General features: G+C 57.7%; 19 protein-coding genes and 1 tRNA gene. 4 read left to right on the top strand and 16 right to left on the bottom strand.

Features of this window, described 5'->3' with window-relative positions; all coding sequences use genetic code 11:
- Together NW804_RS00455 and NW804_RS00460 are read right to left on the bottom strand one after the other, a co-directional pair.
- Positions 1-1,271 (bottom strand): CHASE3 domain-containing protein (locus tag NW804_RS00455; protein ID WP_414422589.1); only part of this gene is annotated, 1,271 nt, incomplete at its 3' end.
- A gap of 667 nt (positions 1,272-1,938) precedes the next feature.
- Positions 1,939-2,021 (bottom strand) — tRNA-Leu (locus NW804_RS00460).
- A gap of 121 nt (positions 2,022-2,142) precedes the next feature.
- Here NW804_RS00460 and tgt point away from each other — a divergent pair.
- Positions 2,143-3,240, top strand: a complete 1,098-nt coding sequence (tgt, locus tag NW804_RS00465) for a tRNA guanosine(34) transglycosylase Tgt (protein WP_414411069.1) — start codon at positions 2,143-2,145, stop codon at positions 3,238-3,240.
- A gap of 290 nt (positions 3,241-3,530) precedes the next feature.
- On the opposite strand, the gene NW804_RS00470 is transcribed toward tgt, so the two are convergent.
- From NW804_RS00470 to NW804_RS00480, 3 genes are all read right to left on the bottom strand, one after another.
- Complete coding sequence (locus NW804_RS00470; RefSeq protein ID WP_414422590.1) at positions 3,531-5,147, bottom strand: hypothetical protein; 1,617 nt, start codon at positions 5,145-5,147, stop codon at positions 3,531-3,533.
- A 192-nt stretch (positions 5,148-5,339) separates the two neighbouring features.
- On the bottom strand, positions 5,340-6,212 hold the full coding sequence (locus NW804_RS00475) for a shikimate dehydrogenase (RefSeq protein WP_414422591.1): 873 nt from the start codon (positions 6,210-6,212) through the stop codon (positions 5,340-5,342).
- A gap of 46 nt (positions 6,213-6,258) precedes the next feature.
- Positions 6,259-6,906 (bottom strand): SIMPL domain-containing protein, encoded by a 648-nt coding sequence (locus NW804_RS00480; RefSeq protein WP_414422592.1) that lies wholly within the window; start codon positions 6,904-6,906, stop codon positions 6,259-6,261.
- A 345-nt stretch (positions 6,907-7,251) separates the two neighbouring features.
- Here NW804_RS00480 and NW804_RS00485 point away from each other — a divergent pair, with 345 nt between their 5' ends.
- Positions 7,252-7,515 carry a DUF4404 family protein gene (locus NW804_RS00485; protein ID WP_414422593.1) on the top strand — a complete coding sequence of 88 codons (264 nt, stop codon included), beginning with the start codon at positions 7,252-7,254 and terminating at the stop codon, positions 7,513-7,515.
- A 202-nt stretch (positions 7,516-7,717) separates the two neighbouring features.
- Here the strand turns inward: NW804_RS00485 and NW804_RS00490 are convergent, their stop codons facing one another.
- Positions 7,718-7,945: a DUF2555 domain-containing protein gene (locus NW804_RS00490; protein ID WP_414394335.1), complete on the bottom strand. Its 228-nt coding sequence runs from the start codon at positions 7,943-7,945 to the stop codon at positions 7,718-7,720.
- Between the two features lie 61 nt (positions 7,946-8,006).
- On the bottom strand, positions 8,007-8,357 hold the full coding sequence (locus NW804_RS00495; protein WP_414394334.1) for a hypothetical protein: 351 nt from the start codon (positions 8,355-8,357) through the stop codon (positions 8,007-8,009).
- 217 nt (positions 8,358-8,574) lie between these two features.
- Between NW804_RS00495 and gltX the strand changes: the two genes are divergently transcribed.
- A complete protein-coding gene (gltX, locus tag NW804_RS00500) occupies positions 8,575-10,014 on the top strand; it encodes a glutamate--tRNA ligase (RefSeq protein WP_414422594.1) in 1,440 nt (479 codons plus the stop codon).
- 36 nt (positions 10,015-10,050) lie between these two features.
- Here gltX and def read toward each other — a convergent pair whose 3' ends face one another.
- The 9 genes from def to NW804_RS00545 form a co-directional block, all read right to left on the bottom strand.
- Positions 10,051-10,602 (bottom strand): peptide deformylase, encoded by a 552-nt coding sequence (def, locus tag NW804_RS00505; RefSeq protein WP_414422595.1) that lies wholly within the window; start codon positions 10,600-10,602, stop codon positions 10,051-10,053.
- 28 nt (positions 10,603-10,630) lie between these two features.
- Entirely contained in the window at positions 10,631-12,202 is a 1,572-nt protein-coding gene (gene purF, locus NW804_RS00510; RefSeq protein ID WP_414422596.1) for an amidophosphoribosyltransferase, read from the bottom strand.
- Between the two features lie 82 nt (positions 12,203-12,284).
- Positions 12,285-12,611, bottom strand: a complete 327-nt coding sequence (locus NW804_RS00515; protein ID WP_414422597.1) for a hypothetical protein — start codon at positions 12,609-12,611, stop codon at positions 12,285-12,287.
- A complete protein-coding gene (locus tag NW804_RS00520; RefSeq protein WP_414422598.1) occupies positions 12,592-13,206 on the bottom strand; it encodes an AAA family ATPase in 615 nt (204 codons plus the stop codon). The genes NW804_RS00515 and NW804_RS00520 overlap by 20 nt, the downstream gene beginning before the upstream one ends.
- 145 nt (positions 13,207-13,351) lie before the next feature.
- On the bottom strand, positions 13,352-13,582 hold the full coding sequence (locus NW804_RS00525; protein WP_228375399.1) for a hypothetical protein: 231 nt from the start codon (positions 13,580-13,582) through the stop codon (positions 13,352-13,354).
- A gap of 220 nt (positions 13,583-13,802) precedes the next feature.
- The gene (locus NW804_RS00530; RefSeq protein WP_414422599.1) at positions 13,803-14,804 is read right to left on the bottom strand and encodes a hypothetical protein; all 1,002 of its coding nucleotides are present in this window, start codon (positions 14,802-14,804) and stop codon (positions 13,803-13,805) included.
- A gap of 216 nt (positions 14,805-15,020) precedes the next feature.
- The gene (locus tag NW804_RS00535; protein ID WP_414422600.1) at positions 15,021-15,437 is read right to left on the bottom strand and encodes a LamG domain-containing protein; all 417 of its coding nucleotides are present in this window, start codon (positions 15,435-15,437) and stop codon (positions 15,021-15,023) included.
- Positions 15,438-15,643: 206 nt separating this feature from the next.
- Positions 15,644-16,066 carry a thiol-disulfide oxidoreductase DCC family protein gene (locus NW804_RS00540; protein WP_414422601.1) on the bottom strand — a complete coding sequence of 141 codons (423 nt, stop codon included), beginning with the start codon at positions 16,064-16,066 and terminating at the stop codon, positions 15,644-15,646.
- A gap of 11 nt (positions 16,067-16,077) precedes the next feature.
- Positions 16,078-16,224, bottom strand: coding sequence for a hypothetical protein (locus NW804_RS00545; protein ID WP_414422602.1), 147 nt, complete (start codon positions 16,222-16,224; stop codon positions 16,078-16,080).
- A 197-nt stretch (positions 16,225-16,421) separates the two neighbouring features.
- On the opposite strand from NW804_RS00545, the gene NW804_RS00550 reads away from it, so the two are divergent.
- Positions 16,422-17,504 carry a glycosyltransferase family 4 protein gene (locus NW804_RS00550; RefSeq protein ID WP_414410359.1) on the top strand — a complete coding sequence of 361 codons (1,083 nt, stop codon included), beginning with the start codon at positions 16,422-16,424 and terminating at the stop codon, positions 17,502-17,504.
- Positions 17,505-17,534 lie beyond the last annotated feature (30 nt).

A 17,534-nucleotide genomic window follows, 5' to 3' on the forward strand; every position in this document is an offset into this window, starting at 1 on the left:
GGATCCAGGACCACTACCAACGCCCCTGCTGTATCGATAACTGCGTTGGTAAAATCTCGCTCTTGCTTGAGGGATCGTTCTGCCTCTTCCCGCTCGGCAGCCTCCCGGCGGATGAGGAAGTAAACGGCGCTCAGAACCAGGTAAGTGAAAATCAGCCCCCCCAGGGCAACAAGATTGGTTCTCACCCAGGTTAACTGCAGTTCCTGATTGCGTTGCTTCAGAAGGCGATTCTCCTCCTGCTGCAGCACCCGAATCAACTCGACAATTTGCTCAATTAACCTTGGCCCTTCGCTGCTTTCTAGAGCTTCCTGAACGGCAGGTAGCCCCTCTTGCTCCCTCAGCCGGATCAAGTCTTGGATGACTCGTAGCCGTTGCTCCAGCAGCAGCTCTAGGCGCTTCAGGCGCTCTTGCTGCAGGGGGTTGTCAGCAGTGAGCTCTTTCAACAAGCGCAGATGGGTGGAGGTGGCTTCAAGGCTGGCTTGGTACTCACTGAGATAGCGAGGATTATTGGTCAGAAGATAACCATATTGACCGGCCTCGGCGGCGCAGGTTTCCGCCAACAATCCCTCCAAGCTTTGGATTGCTTTCAGAGTGTGGGCCACTCGGCTTGCCAGTTGCGGCAGTTGAGAGGCATTCCGCTGAGCTGAGTAGGTGATCCCGCCCAGAAGCAAGGCAGCTAGGCCAAAACCGGCCGTCACCTTGAGTAGAAAGCGGTTTTTACGGGCAGGTTTGACGTCGCCCGGCTTCGGCAGCAAAGGCGTCCGAGCCAGCTCCCTCAAGGTGCGGCGCAGCTCCAACTGAGCTACTACCTGATGGGCCAGGGCCTTAAGCTGCTCCAATTGCTCCGGGCTGAGCTGCCGAGGCTGATAATCGATAACGCAAAGCGTGCCTAAGGCTTGCCCTTCTGGAGTTACCAGAGGGATGCCAGCATAGAAGCGGATGTGGGGCTCTTGCGTAACAAGCGGGTTGTCGGCAAAGCGCGGATCCTGAGTGGCATCGGGCACCACCAGCGGCTCTTGGGGAGACAAGATGGCGTGGGCGCAGAAGGCCACATCCCGGGGAGTCTCCTGCACATCGACGCCGAATTTGGCTTTAAACCACTGGCGATGCTCGTCTATGAGAGTCACCAGAGAGATAGGTGTGCCGCAGATGTGGGCGGCAAGGCGGACGATCTCGTCAAAGGCAGTTTCAGGTGCCGTATCGAGAATCTGGTACTGCCGCAGGGCAGCCAGCCGCTCTTTTTCGTTGGGAGGAAGGGGAGCTTTGGGCATAGGCCAGGAAGGGATCCCAACCACCGGGCTTGGAGGTCAATAGAGTAACCCCAGCATAACCTCCAAGCCTCTCTACCGGAAGCTACAGGGATCCGCTCTCCAAGCCCGCTTCCTGCTGGATGAGCTGTCTGCATTCTCGCCCTGCTCAGCAGCTCCGTCAGACGAGGCAAAATTACAGGCCCAGGCCTGACCTATCCAGATCCGCTGTAGGCAGAAGAGAAAAAAGCTGGTCGGATCTCAGTCTCGACATTCGTACTGGTGTCAAAGCCAGGGAAGATTGATAGAATAAACTCCAATCTATAGTGTTAGTTAAGATGACTAGGCTATTTCCTATCGTTTGACCAGGCTATTTCCTATCGTTCGTATGGGAACTTCAGGTTGAAACTTTTTAACAAAGGGCCTAGCATGATACCACAAGCTCGGCAAAAGGAGAATAGCTTTAGCTATGCAAAAGCTCCAAGATAGCCTGGTAAAGGCCTTGAGCATTGATGGTGCCTTGGGGGTAGCACTGGGGGGATTGGAAAACCGGGATGTGCCTGGGATACAAGGGTACCAACAGCCCTGCCTTTCCCGAAGCTAATATAGAGCTGGCTGTTGCCGGAAACACAGAGGTGATCCGCGCTAAGAGGAAGTAGAGGTGAAGCCAGAGATCTTAGCTGTACTTAGATGCGGAACCGGGGACTTGAACCCCGATGGCATTGCTGCCACTAGAACCTGAATCTAGCGCGTCTACCATTCCGCCAGTTCCGCAGCGATCTATAAGTCTGCCCAAGAAAAGGGATCCCTGTCAAGGGAAGAGGCAGGTTCTGCAAAGGGATCCTACTCTTATGCTAAGCTCGGCTGCGCACGCAATGGATCCAGAGCGCTAACTTTGGCGGCTTTTACGTTTGTTTGCGAGGGCACCTGCCCCAACACGCAGGCGCGGGCGGGATATTTCATCACCCCCCACGGCGAAATTCCCACCCCTTGCTTCATGCCGGTGGGAACTCTGGCCAACGTGAAGACCCTCACCCCTGCCCAGCTTAAGGAAACCGGTGCCCCCATCCTTCTCTGCAACACCTACCACCTCCACCTGCAGCCTGGCGAGAGCATCATCCAAGAAGCAGGGGGGCTACACCACTTTATGGGCTGGCCGGGCCCCATCCTCACCGACTCGGGGGGTTTCCAGGTCTTCAGCCTCAGCGCCATTCGCAAAATTGACGAGGAAGGGGTGACCTTCCGCTCCCCCTACGACGGGCGTCTGGTTCGCTTTACCCCTGAGCTTGCCATTCAAATCCAAAATGCCTTGGGCGCGGACATCATCATGGCTTTTGATGAGTGTCCCCCCTACCCTGCTAGTCCAGAAGCGGTAGCTGCAGCGGTGCGGCGAACCAATCAGTGGCTGAAGCGCTGTGTAGAGGCCCATCGCCGTTCAGATCAAGCCTTGTTTGGCATTGTCCAGGGAGGGGTTTACCCAGAGCTGCGCCACCAGGCGGTGGAAGAGGTCTGTCGGTTGGATCTGCCGGGGTATGCCATTGGCGGGGTGAGTGTAGGAGAGCCAGTGGAGCTGATGCACGCCGTGGTGCGGCAGGTAGCTCCTCTACTGCCGGCAGATCGCCCTCGCTACCTTATGGGGGTGGGCACCTATGCTGAGATACGGGCCGCAGTGGCTGCTGGAGTGGATTTGTTTGACTGCGTGATCCCCACCCGTTATGCTCGCCATGGTACGGTAATCAGCCGGGGCAAACGCTGGAACATCAAGAATGCCGAACACCGCCGCAGCCTAGATCCCATTGATTCCGACTGTCCCTGCTACACCTGCCGCCACTTTAGCCGCGCCTACCTGTGTCACCTCATCCGCGCAGGGGAGCTCCTGGGCTACACTCTGCTTTCTATCCACAACATCACTGAGCTAGTGCGCTACATGCAGAAAATGCGCCAGGCCATCCTGGAAGGTAAGTTTCACGAAAATTGGGATCCCTGGAGCTAAGCCGGCCAGAAGTCTCTACCTTGTTTTCAAAGCCCACCGCGGACCAATCGCCGGCACACCCTGTGCAGGACAGCGTTGTGTCTGCGGCTCAGGCTTTAATGGACTACGCCGAGCGCTACGCTCTGGTCCTAATCTCAACTTTGTAGCTCTGCGCCTATCTTCCGCAGCTGCCTGCCTGCTACTTTGCTCACGGCTCTACGACGCCGCTGCCGAGGCTGAGCTTCTGGAGCAGTTGCAGCAAGTGGTTGAGTCGAGGATTTAGACAGCAGCCTCCTAGATTGGTACGGGCGTTAAAGCTGGCAGGTACGGCGGCTGCGCTCTAGCTCCGGCTCGATCCAGGAGAGGGAGAAGTGACTCACACAGGACAACTGCGGGAAGCGGCGGGCCAGGGCTGCCATCTGAGTTTCTAGACTGGGGCGGTTTCGCTGCGCTTGTCCCCACAGCCCAGCAATAGCGGGACAAACAAAGGTTTGGGGAGAAGCTACAGCCAAAACTCGCTCCACTTGCTTGACCACACAAGAGCTGTCCTCGCACTTGGCATAGGCCATGGGGTGCCATTCCATGTTTGGATCAAAGCGATCCCAAGGCTGGAGGCGAGCATCAAACCCCTCCCCTACCTTCAGGTTGCCATCGGGGAAAAAGACAGCCCCGCTTGGAATTCCCCTTTTCCAGACGAGCTGGGCAGCTTGTCGAAGGTAATCGAGCACCCCCTGGCGAGCGAACTCAACGCTGAGCTCCCAGAGCTGCTGCTGCCAGCGTGCTTGGCGAACGGCGGCAGGAGGGGTGGGCGTGGGAGAAGGAGTGGGAGCCAAGTTGCTCTTCCCTGAATGGGCAGGGGTGGAATGCTGCTCTCCCTGCCAATTCTTGCTTGCTGTGCTCCGGGTAACCCAGGTCGATAGCTCTGGAGAAAATACCCATTCCTCAGTCGCGCTGGGCCTGGGATCCCCTGGCCGACGCCACTTCGGCTCTTCAGAATAGGTGGCATCCAGGTGGAGAACATCCGCTACGGTAATGTAGCCCTGACTTAGGTAACGCTCCAGCAAGGCTCGCCCCGCCGGGTTTTCTGCCAAGTCCAGGTAGGCCTGTCGGGCCCCCTCCCCGTGGATCCACAGATCCCGGACGTTAGTGGCTAGGCTTGAGGCCCCCGAGCCGCGGGGATAGCGAATGTAGTCGAAGAGGATTCCGTCCGGCTGCCGCTGCAAGATCCGGCGGATGAGCTCGGCAAGATCCCGTCGCGCTATGGGATGAAAGGGATCCACAAACACTTCATCGGGGCTACCCAAATCTTCGGGGAGGGCTGCTGCCGGATCCAAGAGGGTAGAAAGGCCACGACCGTTGCGGGCCAAGACGGACTGGCGATCCGGGCGCTGACCGTAGCTGTAGCCGAAATTGAGGGAAGACACCCACGCATAAGCCGAAAGCCCCCGCCGTCGCGCCGCCTTGAGAGCCAAGTCCAGCAAATCGGCATTGGGCTGCAGGCTGGGCCAGATCCCTCCTGCCCCATCCGGCAAGATGGAGCGGCCGTCGTGCAGGGTCTCGATAAAGACGCGGTTGTAGCCTAGGTTCACCACTTGGTCGAACACCTGATCCAGCACGCCCGGATTGGCATCACAAGGATGCAGGCGCACCCAAATGGCCTGGACTTGCGGCCAACGGCGGCTGCGGCAGGCGAGCAAGGCAGCGCGATGTTCGGCTAAAACTTGGGTGTATTCGGCCCAAGCCGCATCCGACTGGGCAGCCCGCTGGCGCAGTTGAGCCTTGCGCGCCACTTCCTCCGGTGGCTGGCGGCAGTAGGCGTCAAGCCGAAAAGCCAGGGGAGATCCCCCTGGGAAAGAGAAATGGCCTGGCCACTGGAATTCGGCTTGGGCAGCACTCCTGGGCCCCAGCAGTATCAGGGCGCCAAGCACACCTGCCAGCCAGGGGATTCCGGGTTTTTTCCACTGCTGCCTTGGCAACCCCAACACCCTTAACTCATACAGAAGCCTTAGCCCCGTCTCTCCCTAGAGATCGGCAAACCAAAGGCAATTGTTCCCGCCTAGCCAAGCCAAAGGACAACACCGCCAGAACTCGATATCCCCCGACTTCCGCATCTTCTGGGGTCAAGACTCAATTCGGTACTTGGCCAACTGCTGTCGAGCTGCCTGCCGCATTACCTCCACCGGCACAGGCTTGCCCCCCAGCCAGAGGGAGAGAGCTTTGGCCCCCTGGTGAACCAGCATCTCCAGACCACTGATGGGGGTGTGGCCCAGCTCAGCTGCCATGCGCAGCAGCGGCGTGGGATCCGGTACATAGATGAGGTCATAAACAACGGCGCCGGCAGGCAATAGGGCCAGTTGTTCCGAGCTAAGAGGGGAAAGTTCAGTAGCAGAGCCCGGCTTCTGCATGCCCACGGGGGTAGTGTTGACTACAAGGCGAGTTTCGGGCAAGCGGCGATCCAGCTCGGCCCAGCTTAGCGTCTCCAGCTGCGGCCAGGTTTGCTGCAGGGCCTGTAACTTCTCAGGGGATCGCCCAGCCACCCGCACTGGCCCCAGCCCCAACTCCAAACAGCCCTGGATGGCCGCCCGCGCCGCCCCGCCAGATCCCAGGATTAGGACAGGGATCCCTTTCTCTAAACCCAGCAAAGGTTGAACAAAGCCGTCGATGTCGGTGTTGGTGCCACCCCAGCCTCCCTCGGGCAAGGCGTAGACGGTGTTCACCGCTCCCACCGCTGCCGCCCGCGTTTCCACCTGGCTAAGCAAAGGCAGAATGGCCTGCTTGTGAGGAATCGTTACGTTAAACCCTCGCACCCCGATGGCTGCAAGCCCTGCCACCGCCACCGCCAAGCGCTCTGCCTTCACGGGAAAGGGCACATAGCAGTAGTCTTCTCCCATGGCCGCCAAAGCGGCGTTGTGCATCGCTGGGGAGAGGCTGTGGGCTACCGGATCCCCAACTAGGCCCAGCAGCTGCGTGCTTCCCGAAATGCGTCTTTCCACTCCTATCCCTCTCGACTTCAACGTCTTGACAAGCGCGGGAGAGCAGCTAGTAGCGGATCTCAAGAGTCACTTGGGCGCGCACTGTCTGTTGTCCCCCTTCTACTGGCGTGGTGGCTGCCTGGAGGCGGGCATACTCCGCTCCACCCATGCCTGCCAGAGGAACCGGGGGTTGGACATAGCTGTCGCTGTGAATCTGGATGCGTTCTACGGAACGGATGCTCAGGTTCAAGGCCCCCAGCACGTCGCTGGCTTGGCGTCGAGCATCTTCCACAGCTTGGGTTAGGGCGCGGCTGCGTGCTTGCAACAGGGCGGCCTCATTGGCTCGGAAGCTGACCGACTCCACCTGGGTGGCTCCAGCAGCCACGGCTTCATCCAGCACTTGTCCTGCTCGGGCTATGGGCACCTCAAATTGGAAGCGGTTTTGCCCCTGGATCCCTGTCAAGCGGGGCGGGCTCTTTTGGTAGTCGTATTGGGGATAGAGGGAAATGCCGGTGGTTTGCAGGGCGTTTACCTGCAGCTCTTTGAGGCGGTTGACCAGCCGCTCCGAACGCTCAGCCAGCTGCTGCTGGACAGATTGGGCCGTATCCCCTTGGATCACTACCCCTAGCCGGATCACTGCAATTGAGGTTTCCACGGCAACCGATCCCTGACCGGTTACAGTCAACGTTCGGGATCCTTTGTCGGGACTGGCCATCGCTCCTCCATTGCTGCCGACCACACCCCACGCTAACACGGCTAGCGCTAGCCCAAGAGCTAGCCAAGGCGCCCACTTCCTTTTCCAGCTGTTGCCCCCCTTCATTTCTTTCACCCCCCAGGAGTTCACCCCCAGCTTACTCCCACCGCTCCTCTAGCCGGTCGGACAAAAGCCCCAACCATCGGTTCCCTCACCTCACCCAGACGGTGCGTTCTTGCCCCATCCCCTATCGGCCCAGAGCAGCAGAAGCCAGGTTGCTGCCTATCTTAGCTAAGGGCGCTTCCACCTCTGAGATTCTCGGGCAAGCCGTATGATTTGATTAGGGCAAGGTGGTGGGACTTGAGAATGGCCGAATCAAGACTGCGCAAGCTGCTGCATGATCTTGATGTTGAGCTGCAAAAGGCCTCTGGCTTGGAGGAAAAGCAACGGCAGCAAATTGCCGCCATCTGTCAGGAAGTGGAAGCGCTGCTGGCCGAGATGGGAAGCCAACAAGACCGAGGGCTAAAGGATCGCCTGGAAGAAGCACTGGCCTTGTTTGAAACCTCTCACCCCAACCTCACCCTGATCCTGGAGCAGCTGATCGACACGCTGGCAGGGATGGGTGTGTAGCTCCGAAAGGCAGTGAACAACCGGAGCCAAGGCTGCTTGGATTCGGGTAGAAAAACTGCTGGCCTGGACGCCCGAGCAGAGTGCCGCCAATAGCCGCAAGATCCAAGACCTTCGAGAAAGCCATTCCAAGCTGGCCAAATTGGACCCGCCCCGACTAGGCCCACCTGGTCAAGCAGGCTGAAGGAGAAACTCAGAGGCAGCTCTAATCTTCATCCACTTCTCCCCACTCCAACAAGTGGGCATAAGGAGCCACCAGCTTGGGAGAGTAAAAAGCAACGGCCTGCAGTAGGCGCCAGTCTTCCAGGCAGTCGAAGAGGTTAGGGTACTCGTTGCGCTCCAGTCGCTCTGCAATAGCTGCCACATCAGCTGCAGTGAATTGGCGGGGATCCACACCCTTAGAAGGGGCTTTCACCTTGGGTTGGGCAGGCATAGGCAGCCTGAAACGCTACAAGCCGATCTTAGCTTCTCTGGATTTTCCACTCTCGGCTTGCCTAGCGGAGGATCTCAGCGTCCAAAACAGGCTCTGTCTGGGTGACGCGGTAATAGCCGGCCTGAGTACGAACTGAGGCTTGATAGGGGCTAGGCAAATCCAAAGAGCGCAAGGGCGGGATGTTGGTGCGCTGGTTTAGCAAAGCGGTGAAGAAGGCAGTGACTCGCTTGGCCTGGGAGCGCACCACCTCTTCAGGGAAAGCCACTGGATCCACCTCCCTGCCCTTATCCAACAGAATCTCATCCAAGGTATTCCCCACCGGGTAAGAAGGATAGGCAATTTGGCCAAAGACACCCCTTGCCGGGATCCCGGCGGCTAAACACCCTAGAACCATCGCCAAGGCTAGACGCATGTTCCGTAATTCCCTTTACGCTACAGCTTGTTCCTCAACACGGGAAGATCTGGGCGCTGCCCATCAACCTTTACCCCCGGGGAGCTTACCGCTTGACTGGCAGCTAAGGCGGATTCTACCCAAACTGCTTCAATTGGCAACCGCCTGCGGATTCCAACATGACAAGGGATCCCAATGCTGACTAGGATCGGGATGCCCTCTTTAGGAAGCGTTGCCTGTGAGTGTTCGCGTTCGCCTTGCCCCCAGCCCAACTGGCAACTTGCACATTGGCACAGCCCGGACAGCAGTGTTCAACTGGCTCTATGCCCGCCGCCATGGTGGCCAGTTCATCCTGCGCATCGAAGACACTGACCGCGAGCGCTCTTCCCCCCGCTACACCCGTAATATCCTCGCGGGGCTGGCCTGGCTGGGGCTGGACTGGGACGAAGGGCCCATTTACCAGTCCAACCGCATGGCGCGCTACCGGGAAGTGGTGCAGCAGCTTCTGGATCGGGGGCTGGCCTACCGCTGCTATGTCACTGAGGAGGAGCTGGAAGCCATGCGGGCTGCCCAAAAGGCCGCTGGCAAAGCCCCCCGCTACGACAACCGCCACCGTTTTCTCACCGAGGAGCAGCGACGGGCCTACGAAGCTGAGGGGCGGCAGCCGGTGATCCGGTTTAAGATTGAGGAGCCGATGGAGGTCTCGTGGGTGGATCTCATCCGCGGCCCCATTACCTGGAACACCCAGGACTTAGGTGGGGACATGGTCATCGCGCGGGCGGATGGCTACCCTCTCTACAACTTGGCAGTGGTGGTAGACGATATTGACATGGGAATCACCCACGTCATCCGTGGCGAAGACCACATTGGCAACACGCCCAAGCAGATCTTGCTCTACCGAGCGCTGGGGCATGAACCGCCGCAATTTGCCCATTCCCCCCTGATCCTAAACCAAGAAGGGAAGAAGCTCTCCAAGCGGGATGGAGCCACTTCGGTAACCGAGTTTCAGCAAATGGGCTTTCTGCCCGAGGCCCTCAAAAACTACCTGGCTTTGCTGAGTTGGTCTCCCCCAGATGGGGAAGAAATTTTCTCGTTGGAAAAAGCAGCTACCCTGTTTGACTTTGACCGAGTCAACCGGGCTGCTGCCCGTTTTGACTGGGACAAGCTGAACTGGATCAATAGCCAGTACATCAAGCGGCTTTCGCCAGCGGAGTTGGTGGAGCGACTGACTCCCTTTTGGCAGGCGGCGGGGTTTGACCTGGGATCGGTGCCCGATTCCAGTTGGCTAGAGGATGTGGCTCGCCTAGTGGCTGACGGCATCGACCGCCTGGCGGAGGCCCCTCCCCTAAGTCGCTTTTTATTCGTAGAGCCCCTTAGCTACAGCTTGCCTGCGCTGGAACAGTTGCGCTTGCCGGGAGTGGCAGAGGCAATGGCAGCCATGGCATCTGCGTTGGCTGCTGCCGAGCTGCCTCAGCCAGTTACTGCTGAGAGCCTGCAGCCACTGGTGGACCAGGTGGCCCAAAGCCAGGGGATGAAAAAGGGCTTGCTCATGAAAAGTTTGCGGGCGGCCTTGACCGGCGAGCTGCAGGGGCCGGATTTACTGACCTCTTTTGCCCTGTTGCACCGGCGAGGCTGGGCCTTGGGGCGGCTGCAGGCAGTGCAGAAGGTAGTGGGCTGACTAGGACGCTGACTGCTCTGCCTTTGCAGGCCTTTGTCAGGGTGGCAATTGTTGCTCTTCTGTGCCACCGGCCAAGCTGTGGATCTGGGTCTGGTACTCAGCTTCCGTCAGCAGTTGCTGCGGCTGCCGATCCAGGAACAACCGGCCCAAGAGGTGATCGTACTCGTGCTGGAAAATTCGTGCTGGGAAGTCCTGCCAAGTCACTCTCTGCCGGACACCTTCTGGGGTGTAGTACTCCACCTCCACCTCGCGGGCACGGGCCACTAAGCCACGGCAGTTGGGCACGCTCAAGCAGCCCTCCCACCCTAGCACCTGCTCGTCGCTCAAGGCCAAGGGGCGGGGGTTGAGCATCACCAGCGGCTCCATTTGGGGAGCGTCGGGATAGCGAGGGTTGGGACGGGAGGCCACAATGATGACCTGGAGGGGGGATCCCACCTGCGGAGCCGCCAAGCCCACCCCCTGGGCTTCTTTCAAAGTGGCAAGCATTTCTTCAATGAGGTTTTGCAAAGCCGGCCTCCCAAACTCAGTGACCGGCTCAGCTACTTGAGTCAGGATGGGATCCCCCAGTTGGCGCAGGCGCAAGGTCATGTTCCCTCCGCAGGCTCTCCAGCATTGGCTAGCGATCTTTGCGGCTGGCTGCTGTCTCCAGAGCGAGCTTGGAGCGCTTTAGCCCCTCTGGGACAGGAATGGGGTAGTGGCCGGTAAAGCAGGCAGAGCAAAAAGAATTGGGATCCTGGCCTGTGGCCGCCAGCATGCCTTCCCAGCTCAGGTAGGCCAAAGAGTCCACCCCGATTTTCTCAGCAATTTCTGCCACCGAATACTTGGCGGCAATCAACTGGTCTTGGCTGTCCGTGTCGATGCCGTAGAAGCAGGGATGGGTAACCGGCGGACTGGAGATGCGCATGTGAACTTCGGTTGCCCCCGCCTGGCGCAGGGCCTTGACGATTTTCTGGCTGGTGGTGCCGCGCACAATCGAGTCGTCCACAATAACAATTCGCTTCCCCCGCAGCACATCTTCCAGGGGGTTGAGCTTCATGCGAATGCCCCGCTCCCGCATCGACTGGGTGGGCTGAATGAAGGTGCGGCCCACATAGCGGTTTTTAATCAGCCCCTCGGTGTAGGGGATCCCTGTCTGGCGGGCATAGCCAATGGCCGCCGGGGTGCCGGAATCGGGCACCGCGATTACCCAGTCGGCCTCTGCCGGAGCTTCCCTGGCCAGTTGTTCTCCCAGCCGCACCCGGTAGGAGTAGAGGCTTTCCCCATGCATGCAACTATCGGGGCGGGCAAAGTAGATCATCTCGAAGATGCACAGTTTAGGGTTGGCCTCCGCCCAGCGCACCGATTGCAGCCCCTGCCGGTCAATCCACACCAGCTCCCCCGGCTCCACCTGGCGCAGGTAATCGGCTCCGATGATATCCAAAGCACAGGTCTCGGAGGCCAAGACATAGTGCAGCCGTGGGGCTTCGGGGCAATGAGGGCTGCCCACCATCTGGGGCTGCAGCAGCTCCTGCCTGGTGGGGTTGCTACTCAAAAGTCCTAACACCAGCGGGCGCACGCCGTAGGGATCCCGCGCTCCAATCAGCCCTTCGGGGGTGCCGATGACCAGGCTAAAAGCCCCACGGCAGCGGCGCAGAGCCTGACAGGTGGCTTCTACCCACCCTTGGCCCTGATTGACTGCCTGGGCAATGGCGTGGGCAATGCACTCCGAGTCAGTGCTGCCGGTGAGGTGGCGGTCGGCAGCTTCCAGTTCTTTGCGCAGCTCCTCGGCATTGACCAAGTTGCCGTTGTGGGCCAAAGCCAGCGGCCCCAGGCGGCTTTCCACGATCACCGGCTGAGCGTTGGCCATGCGGCTAGAGCCAGTGGTGGAGTAGCGGGTGTGGCCCACTGCCAAGTCGCCGCTGAGCTGGGCCAGGTTTACCTCGTCAAAAACTTGGGAAACTAGGCCCATCGCCTTGTGTACTCGGCAAAAGGCTCCTTCAAAAGTGGCGATCCCCGCCGATTCTTGGCCACGGTGCTGCAGGGCAAACAGCCCAAAGTAGGCTAGTCTGGCCACCTCCTCCCCAGGGGCCAAAATGCCAAATACTCCACAGGCCTCCTTGGGCTCCTCCTGGCTGTTCCAAAAGCCGGCAGGCCACTCCTGCTCCTCTCCCCCCGCCGGAGATGGTCTTGCCCTTGCTTTTGCTGCCATGGATCCTCGTCTTGCCCGTTTGTACCTACCAGTCTAGCCTGAACCCAGCCCCTTCCCCCTCGACTACGCCGGGATGAGCAGGTCACTGCCAAGTTGCTATTAGGTCTTTCAGGGCGGAAGAGGGGCTATCGACTTCAATGGGGCCTAGTCCTCTCTTTTGAGCCAGGGTTTGCAGCTCTTGAACCAACCGTTGATCCTGGGAGGCGGTTCGAGCTCCCGACTCAGCAGCCCATGCCTTCAAGTCTTGAATTTGGTCGCGGGCAATGGCGGCTAGAGGGACGGTTTGGCGAATGGCCTTGAGGATATCCTCTTGGGTAAACTCGCGGGGTGGATCTTGGTTAAAGGCCATGTGCATGGCGTCATAGATAGCCTGTTCAATTTCTGCCCCGCTAAAGTCTTCCGTTGCCACAGCCAGCTCGGTGTAGGAGAAATCCCGCACGCGGTTGGGCCGCAGTCGCTGGATGTGGACTTGTAAAGATCTCCTCCCGCTCTCGTTGGTTTGGCAAATTGACAAAGAAAATCTCGTCAAACCGACCTTTGCGCAGCAACTCAGCCGGCAAGATGCGGACGTTGTTGGCAGTGGCCACAATGAAAACGGGTTTAGTCTTTTCCTGCATCCAGGTAATGAGGCTGCCAAAGACCCGTTTGCTGGTGCCTGAATCCCCGGAAAACTCACTGTTGATGCCGCCAAAGGCTTTATCCAATTCGTCAATCCACAAGACACAGGGGGCCATCGCCTCGGCAATTTGGATCATCTGGCGCACGCGGCTTTCGCTTTCGCCAACGATCCCACCGAACAGCCGCCCCACATCCAGCCTAAGCAGAGGCATGCGCCACTCGCGGGCTATGGTTTTGGCGCAGAGGGATTTGCCAGTGCCTTGGATCCCGGCCAGCAAAATCCCTTTGGGACTGGGCAAGCCATAGTCGCGGGCCTGAGCGCTAAAACTGTTGCGGCGTTCTCTAATCCAGGCCTTGAGGTTTTCCAGGCCGCCGACATTTTGCAAGGTTTCCGAAGGGCTGTAAAATTCCAGGATTTCCGTCTGGCGAATGTATTGCTTTTTTCCTCCAGAACCAGATCGATATCGCCCTCGTTGACCTTGCCCTTGGCGGCTAAGGCGCGGGCCAGGATGCGTTCAATGCGCTGCCGCGTCAGCCCTTGGCAGGCTCGGATCTCAGGTCTGAGGGTACAACTGCTTCTGGCCCCATGAGAATAATGGATTTGCGGCTGCTGCGGCTCTGCCTAGCTAAAGTTTTCAGGTAGCGAATGACGGGATAATTATCCGAGCGTTCTGGATTTCTCAGGGTAGGGTTAAAGTCTTTCAAGACACAAATCACTGCTTCATCTTCTCTGATGGTGCCGATGCGGTTCAAGGCAGGCATCAATTGCCCCTTGTTCTGACCGTTATCTGACCAGCCAGAGACAATATCCCAGATTAAGAGCTTGCGTTTGGGCTTCAGAGAGTCGGCTAGGATGGTAATACCTCCTATTTTTTTTAGACGTCAGTAAGTGTTGCCGCAAAGAGGGCATTGAAGACATCCTTGAGGCGGGTTGCTTCGGTCACTGCAGTGCTTGTTCCGTTTGGCATGGTTATACCTCCATCTATTTGGTAACCAAAAACACATACCACTTCTTACTCACTTGGCCAATGCAACTCCAGATTCCGTAATCTGATCCTCGTTCTACTAAAGTACATTCGCACCAATCTGGCTTGTTTTCGGTTCTGCAGTTGAAGAGGACAGTAATAGCATCAGGCAGGGGGACCGGTCCTAAACTTACAGGAACCACCTGTTCTATAGAGACGGGCTCTTTAGCGACCTTTTTAACAACCTGCCATGCTGCCTCGCGTAGCGTCCTGGACTCAGAAACAAAGCGCGCACGCACACAGGAAGGACAGCTTTTCGAACTGACCGGTGGAATTGTAATATTTTTGAATGGGTCGTGCTCGCCAAAGAGAATCAGTTCGCCTTTTCGTCCAAGCGTGCACATTGGTTGCATCTTGGCAGCATTGGAGTCGGGTCTCTCAACCGTCGCATCGGTTTCCAAAACGATCCTGCCTTGTGAGTTTATTGAGTTTATGAATTGGGCGAGCCACTTCCCGCCGGCAGGCTTTTGCAAGATACGCACAAAGTAGGCAGGATTTTCCAAGATACGCACAACGTAGAAACCAGGGTCTATTTCCCTTCCGGCAAATCCCAGCTTCGCGCCTGAATAGATAAAGAGAACATCCGCAAAGAAAACATCCGCACCTTCAGCGAGTTGCTCGATGCTCACTCTATCGGCACCTTCGATCATTGCGTTTACGAAAACCATGCTCGAGTCATCAAATGGAATGGCAACGAAATTGTCTATGCGGATTTCGACACCAGCTTGACGCGCAGCTTCTTGCATTTCAGAAGCAACTGCATCGCGGAAGGCCTTGTTGGCTTCTTGCAACCGCCTTGTCATGTCTGGCAACGGACGTGGTATTGATTGAATGGGCGCTTGCCTCTTCTCGGTCTGCTGCTTTTCTTGTGTTTCTTGCTGTGCAAGGGTATGCCCCGTGCTGAAAACAAGAGCTACGAGAAAAACGGAATGCAAAGCTATAGTTGTTATTCTCTTCATGATGACGCCTCCTAACGTTTGAGTTTTGCACGCTATGTGGCAGTTGTCACAACCAAGGGTTTCTCTGGCATCACTAATTGTTGGAAGTAGGTTGCATAGTGACCGAGAGCTCCTTGGCCGTGAACTATCTGTTGTTTCCCAAAACTCCGTAATGATCTTACGGGAGTGTTGTTCCTGTTCCGACTCGGACGAACTTAAGAGAGCATATCCTCCGCTTCAGTTCGTCGGAAACTGTGTCGGATCGAACACCTTCTTGAATTTGCACTTCCCGGATTTGTAGATGGCTTGAATTTCCGCTTGCGACAGTGCCCGGTTGAAGATCTCCACCTTGTCGATGACACCGTTGAAGGTGCGCGGATAACCGGCGGCGCGAATCGGAGTCGCTGTCGAGCCGATGGTCCAGGGAATCAAAGAGTCGTAAGTAATGGACGATGTGAACGGCTTCGACGCTTCGAGGTTGCCGTTGACATAGAGCTTCATGGTGCTGCCGTCGTAGGTTGCGGCGACATGGTACCACTGCCCTGCCGGGAAAGTCGAGCTCGAAAAGATTTGCTCTTTGCGTTGTTTTCTAGCTGTCGGCAGCCTTTTACCAAGTGACCACCCAGCCGAAAACAGGGTCTTTGACAACGTCATAACATTTCCATCCTAGGCCAGCTTTCTCAGGGCCGAAAAGGTGTTCCTGACACACAAACACATCCTGTTTACCAATGAGGTGAGTTAAAAATTATTAAACACTCAGGAGTAATGTATCCTTCGTCAAGGGATCCCTTAAGTACAGCCCCTCTCCTATCGGCCTCCTTCAGTTCAGGTAGCTGGATAAGGGCAAGCATTACCAAGTATTATGGGTTGTCAGCCAAGGGATCCCGGCAGGAAACACAAGCAGGGTAGACAGATAGGTATGGGGTGTTACGGCGGCCAAACCACTCGTAGCGGTGATCCCGGATCTGTTCGTAGCCTCGATCCCCCAGAACCTTCAAGCCAGGAAAGTTGCGGTACAGAGCCAGCCACACCTCCCCGCTCGGCAAAAGGGCGGCAATTTGTTCAATGGCAGCGGATCCCTGCCAGCGGCGCTCTGGGTGCTCCAGATCGATGAGAATCATCCCCAGCTCCACCTGCTCCGGTGGGATCCCCCATTGAGCCAGGGTAGAGGTATCTTGCATGGGGGCATAGCAAAACTGCCGTCCGCGATCCAGTTGCTCCAAGAGCTGAACGCCGGTGGCACAGAGGTTGCAGAGGCCGTCGTAGATAACCATGTAGGGCATGGTGGGATCCCTTAGGCAGGCCGACCCAAAATTTGGGCTTGGTACTCTGCCTCTGTTTGCCGCGGCAGAAATAGCCGGCCCATGAGGCGATTGTATTCGTGCTGGAAATCGGCTAGGCTTGGGGGATGGACTATTTTCTCACCAGCCAACGCAACCAAGCCAGCCAGCTAGCCCATAGGCTGGATCTAGCTGGCTCCCTCTTTTTTTATCATCCGGCTTTAGCCAAGGGGTTGTAAGAAAATCCTGCAACCAGCTGTAACAGGGCTGGGCTGCCGGGGTCAGCACCTGGGAAGCGCCTTTCGCTCGGCGCAACCAACAATCCCGAACGGCTACCAATTTGGTTTGGAGGATAACGATGCGCATTGCCCAAATTGCCCCGTTGCACGAAAGTGTACCCCCCAAGCTCTACGGCGGCACCGAGCGGGTGGTCTCGTGGTTAACTGAAGAGCTAGTGCGGCGCGGGCACGAGGTGACTCTATTTGCCAGCGGCGACTCCCAGACCCAGGCTCGCTTGATCCCTTTCCGGGAGCGGGCTTTGCGCTTGGATCCCACGGCCATTGATACGGTGGCTCCCCACATCTTGATGGTGGAGAAGGCCTTTCAGATGGCCAACGAGTTTGACATTATCCATGGCCACATCGACTACTATCCCTACGCCCTGGCCCGCCGCCACCCTCAAGTTTCTTTTTTGGCCACTCTACACGGGCGACTGGACATTCCGGAGCTGCAGCCTCTCTACAGCGAGTTTCAGGACATTCCGGTGGTCTCCATCTCCAATGCTCAGCGGCGGCCGCTGCCCCAGGCGCGCTGGGTAGGGACGGTCTACCATGGCTTACCCCTGGATCTCCACCGTTTCTACCCAGAAAAGGGGGATTACCTGGCCTTTCTGGGCCGGGTCTCGCCGGAAAAAGGGTTGGACACGGCCATTGAAATTGCCGCGCGGGCAGGGATGCCGCTGAAGGCTGCTATCAAGATCGACGCGGTGGATCGCCAGTACTACGAGCTAGAAATTAAGCCTCTGGCTAGCCGCCATCCCAATGTGGAGATCATTGGGGAAATCACTGACCAAGAGAAAAACGAGTTCTTGGGCAAGGCCTACGCGGTGCTGTTTCCCATCCGCTGGCCGGAGCCCTTTGGGCTGGTGATGATTGAAGCCATGGCCTGTGGCACGCCGGTGATTGCTACTCGCTTTGGCTCGGTGCCCGAGGTGATGGCCGACAGCCGCTCCGGCTTTATTGTTGACTCCGTGGAAGAGGCAGTGGAGGCCTTGGAAAAGGTGGGATCCCTGGACCGAGCTGGGGTGCGGCAGGTGTTTGAGGAGCGGTTTAGCGTCGAGAGGATGGTGTCGGAATACGAGGCCCTCTACAACCAGTTGGTGAACGAGCGGCAGGAGCGCTCGAAGAAAGCCACCCCTGGCCTGTCAACTCTGCCCAGTTAAAGCTTGAGCTAGCTGCGAGGCTGCTGTTTT

The sequence above is a fragment of the Synechococcus sp. WC10meta genome (assembly GCF_047461475.1).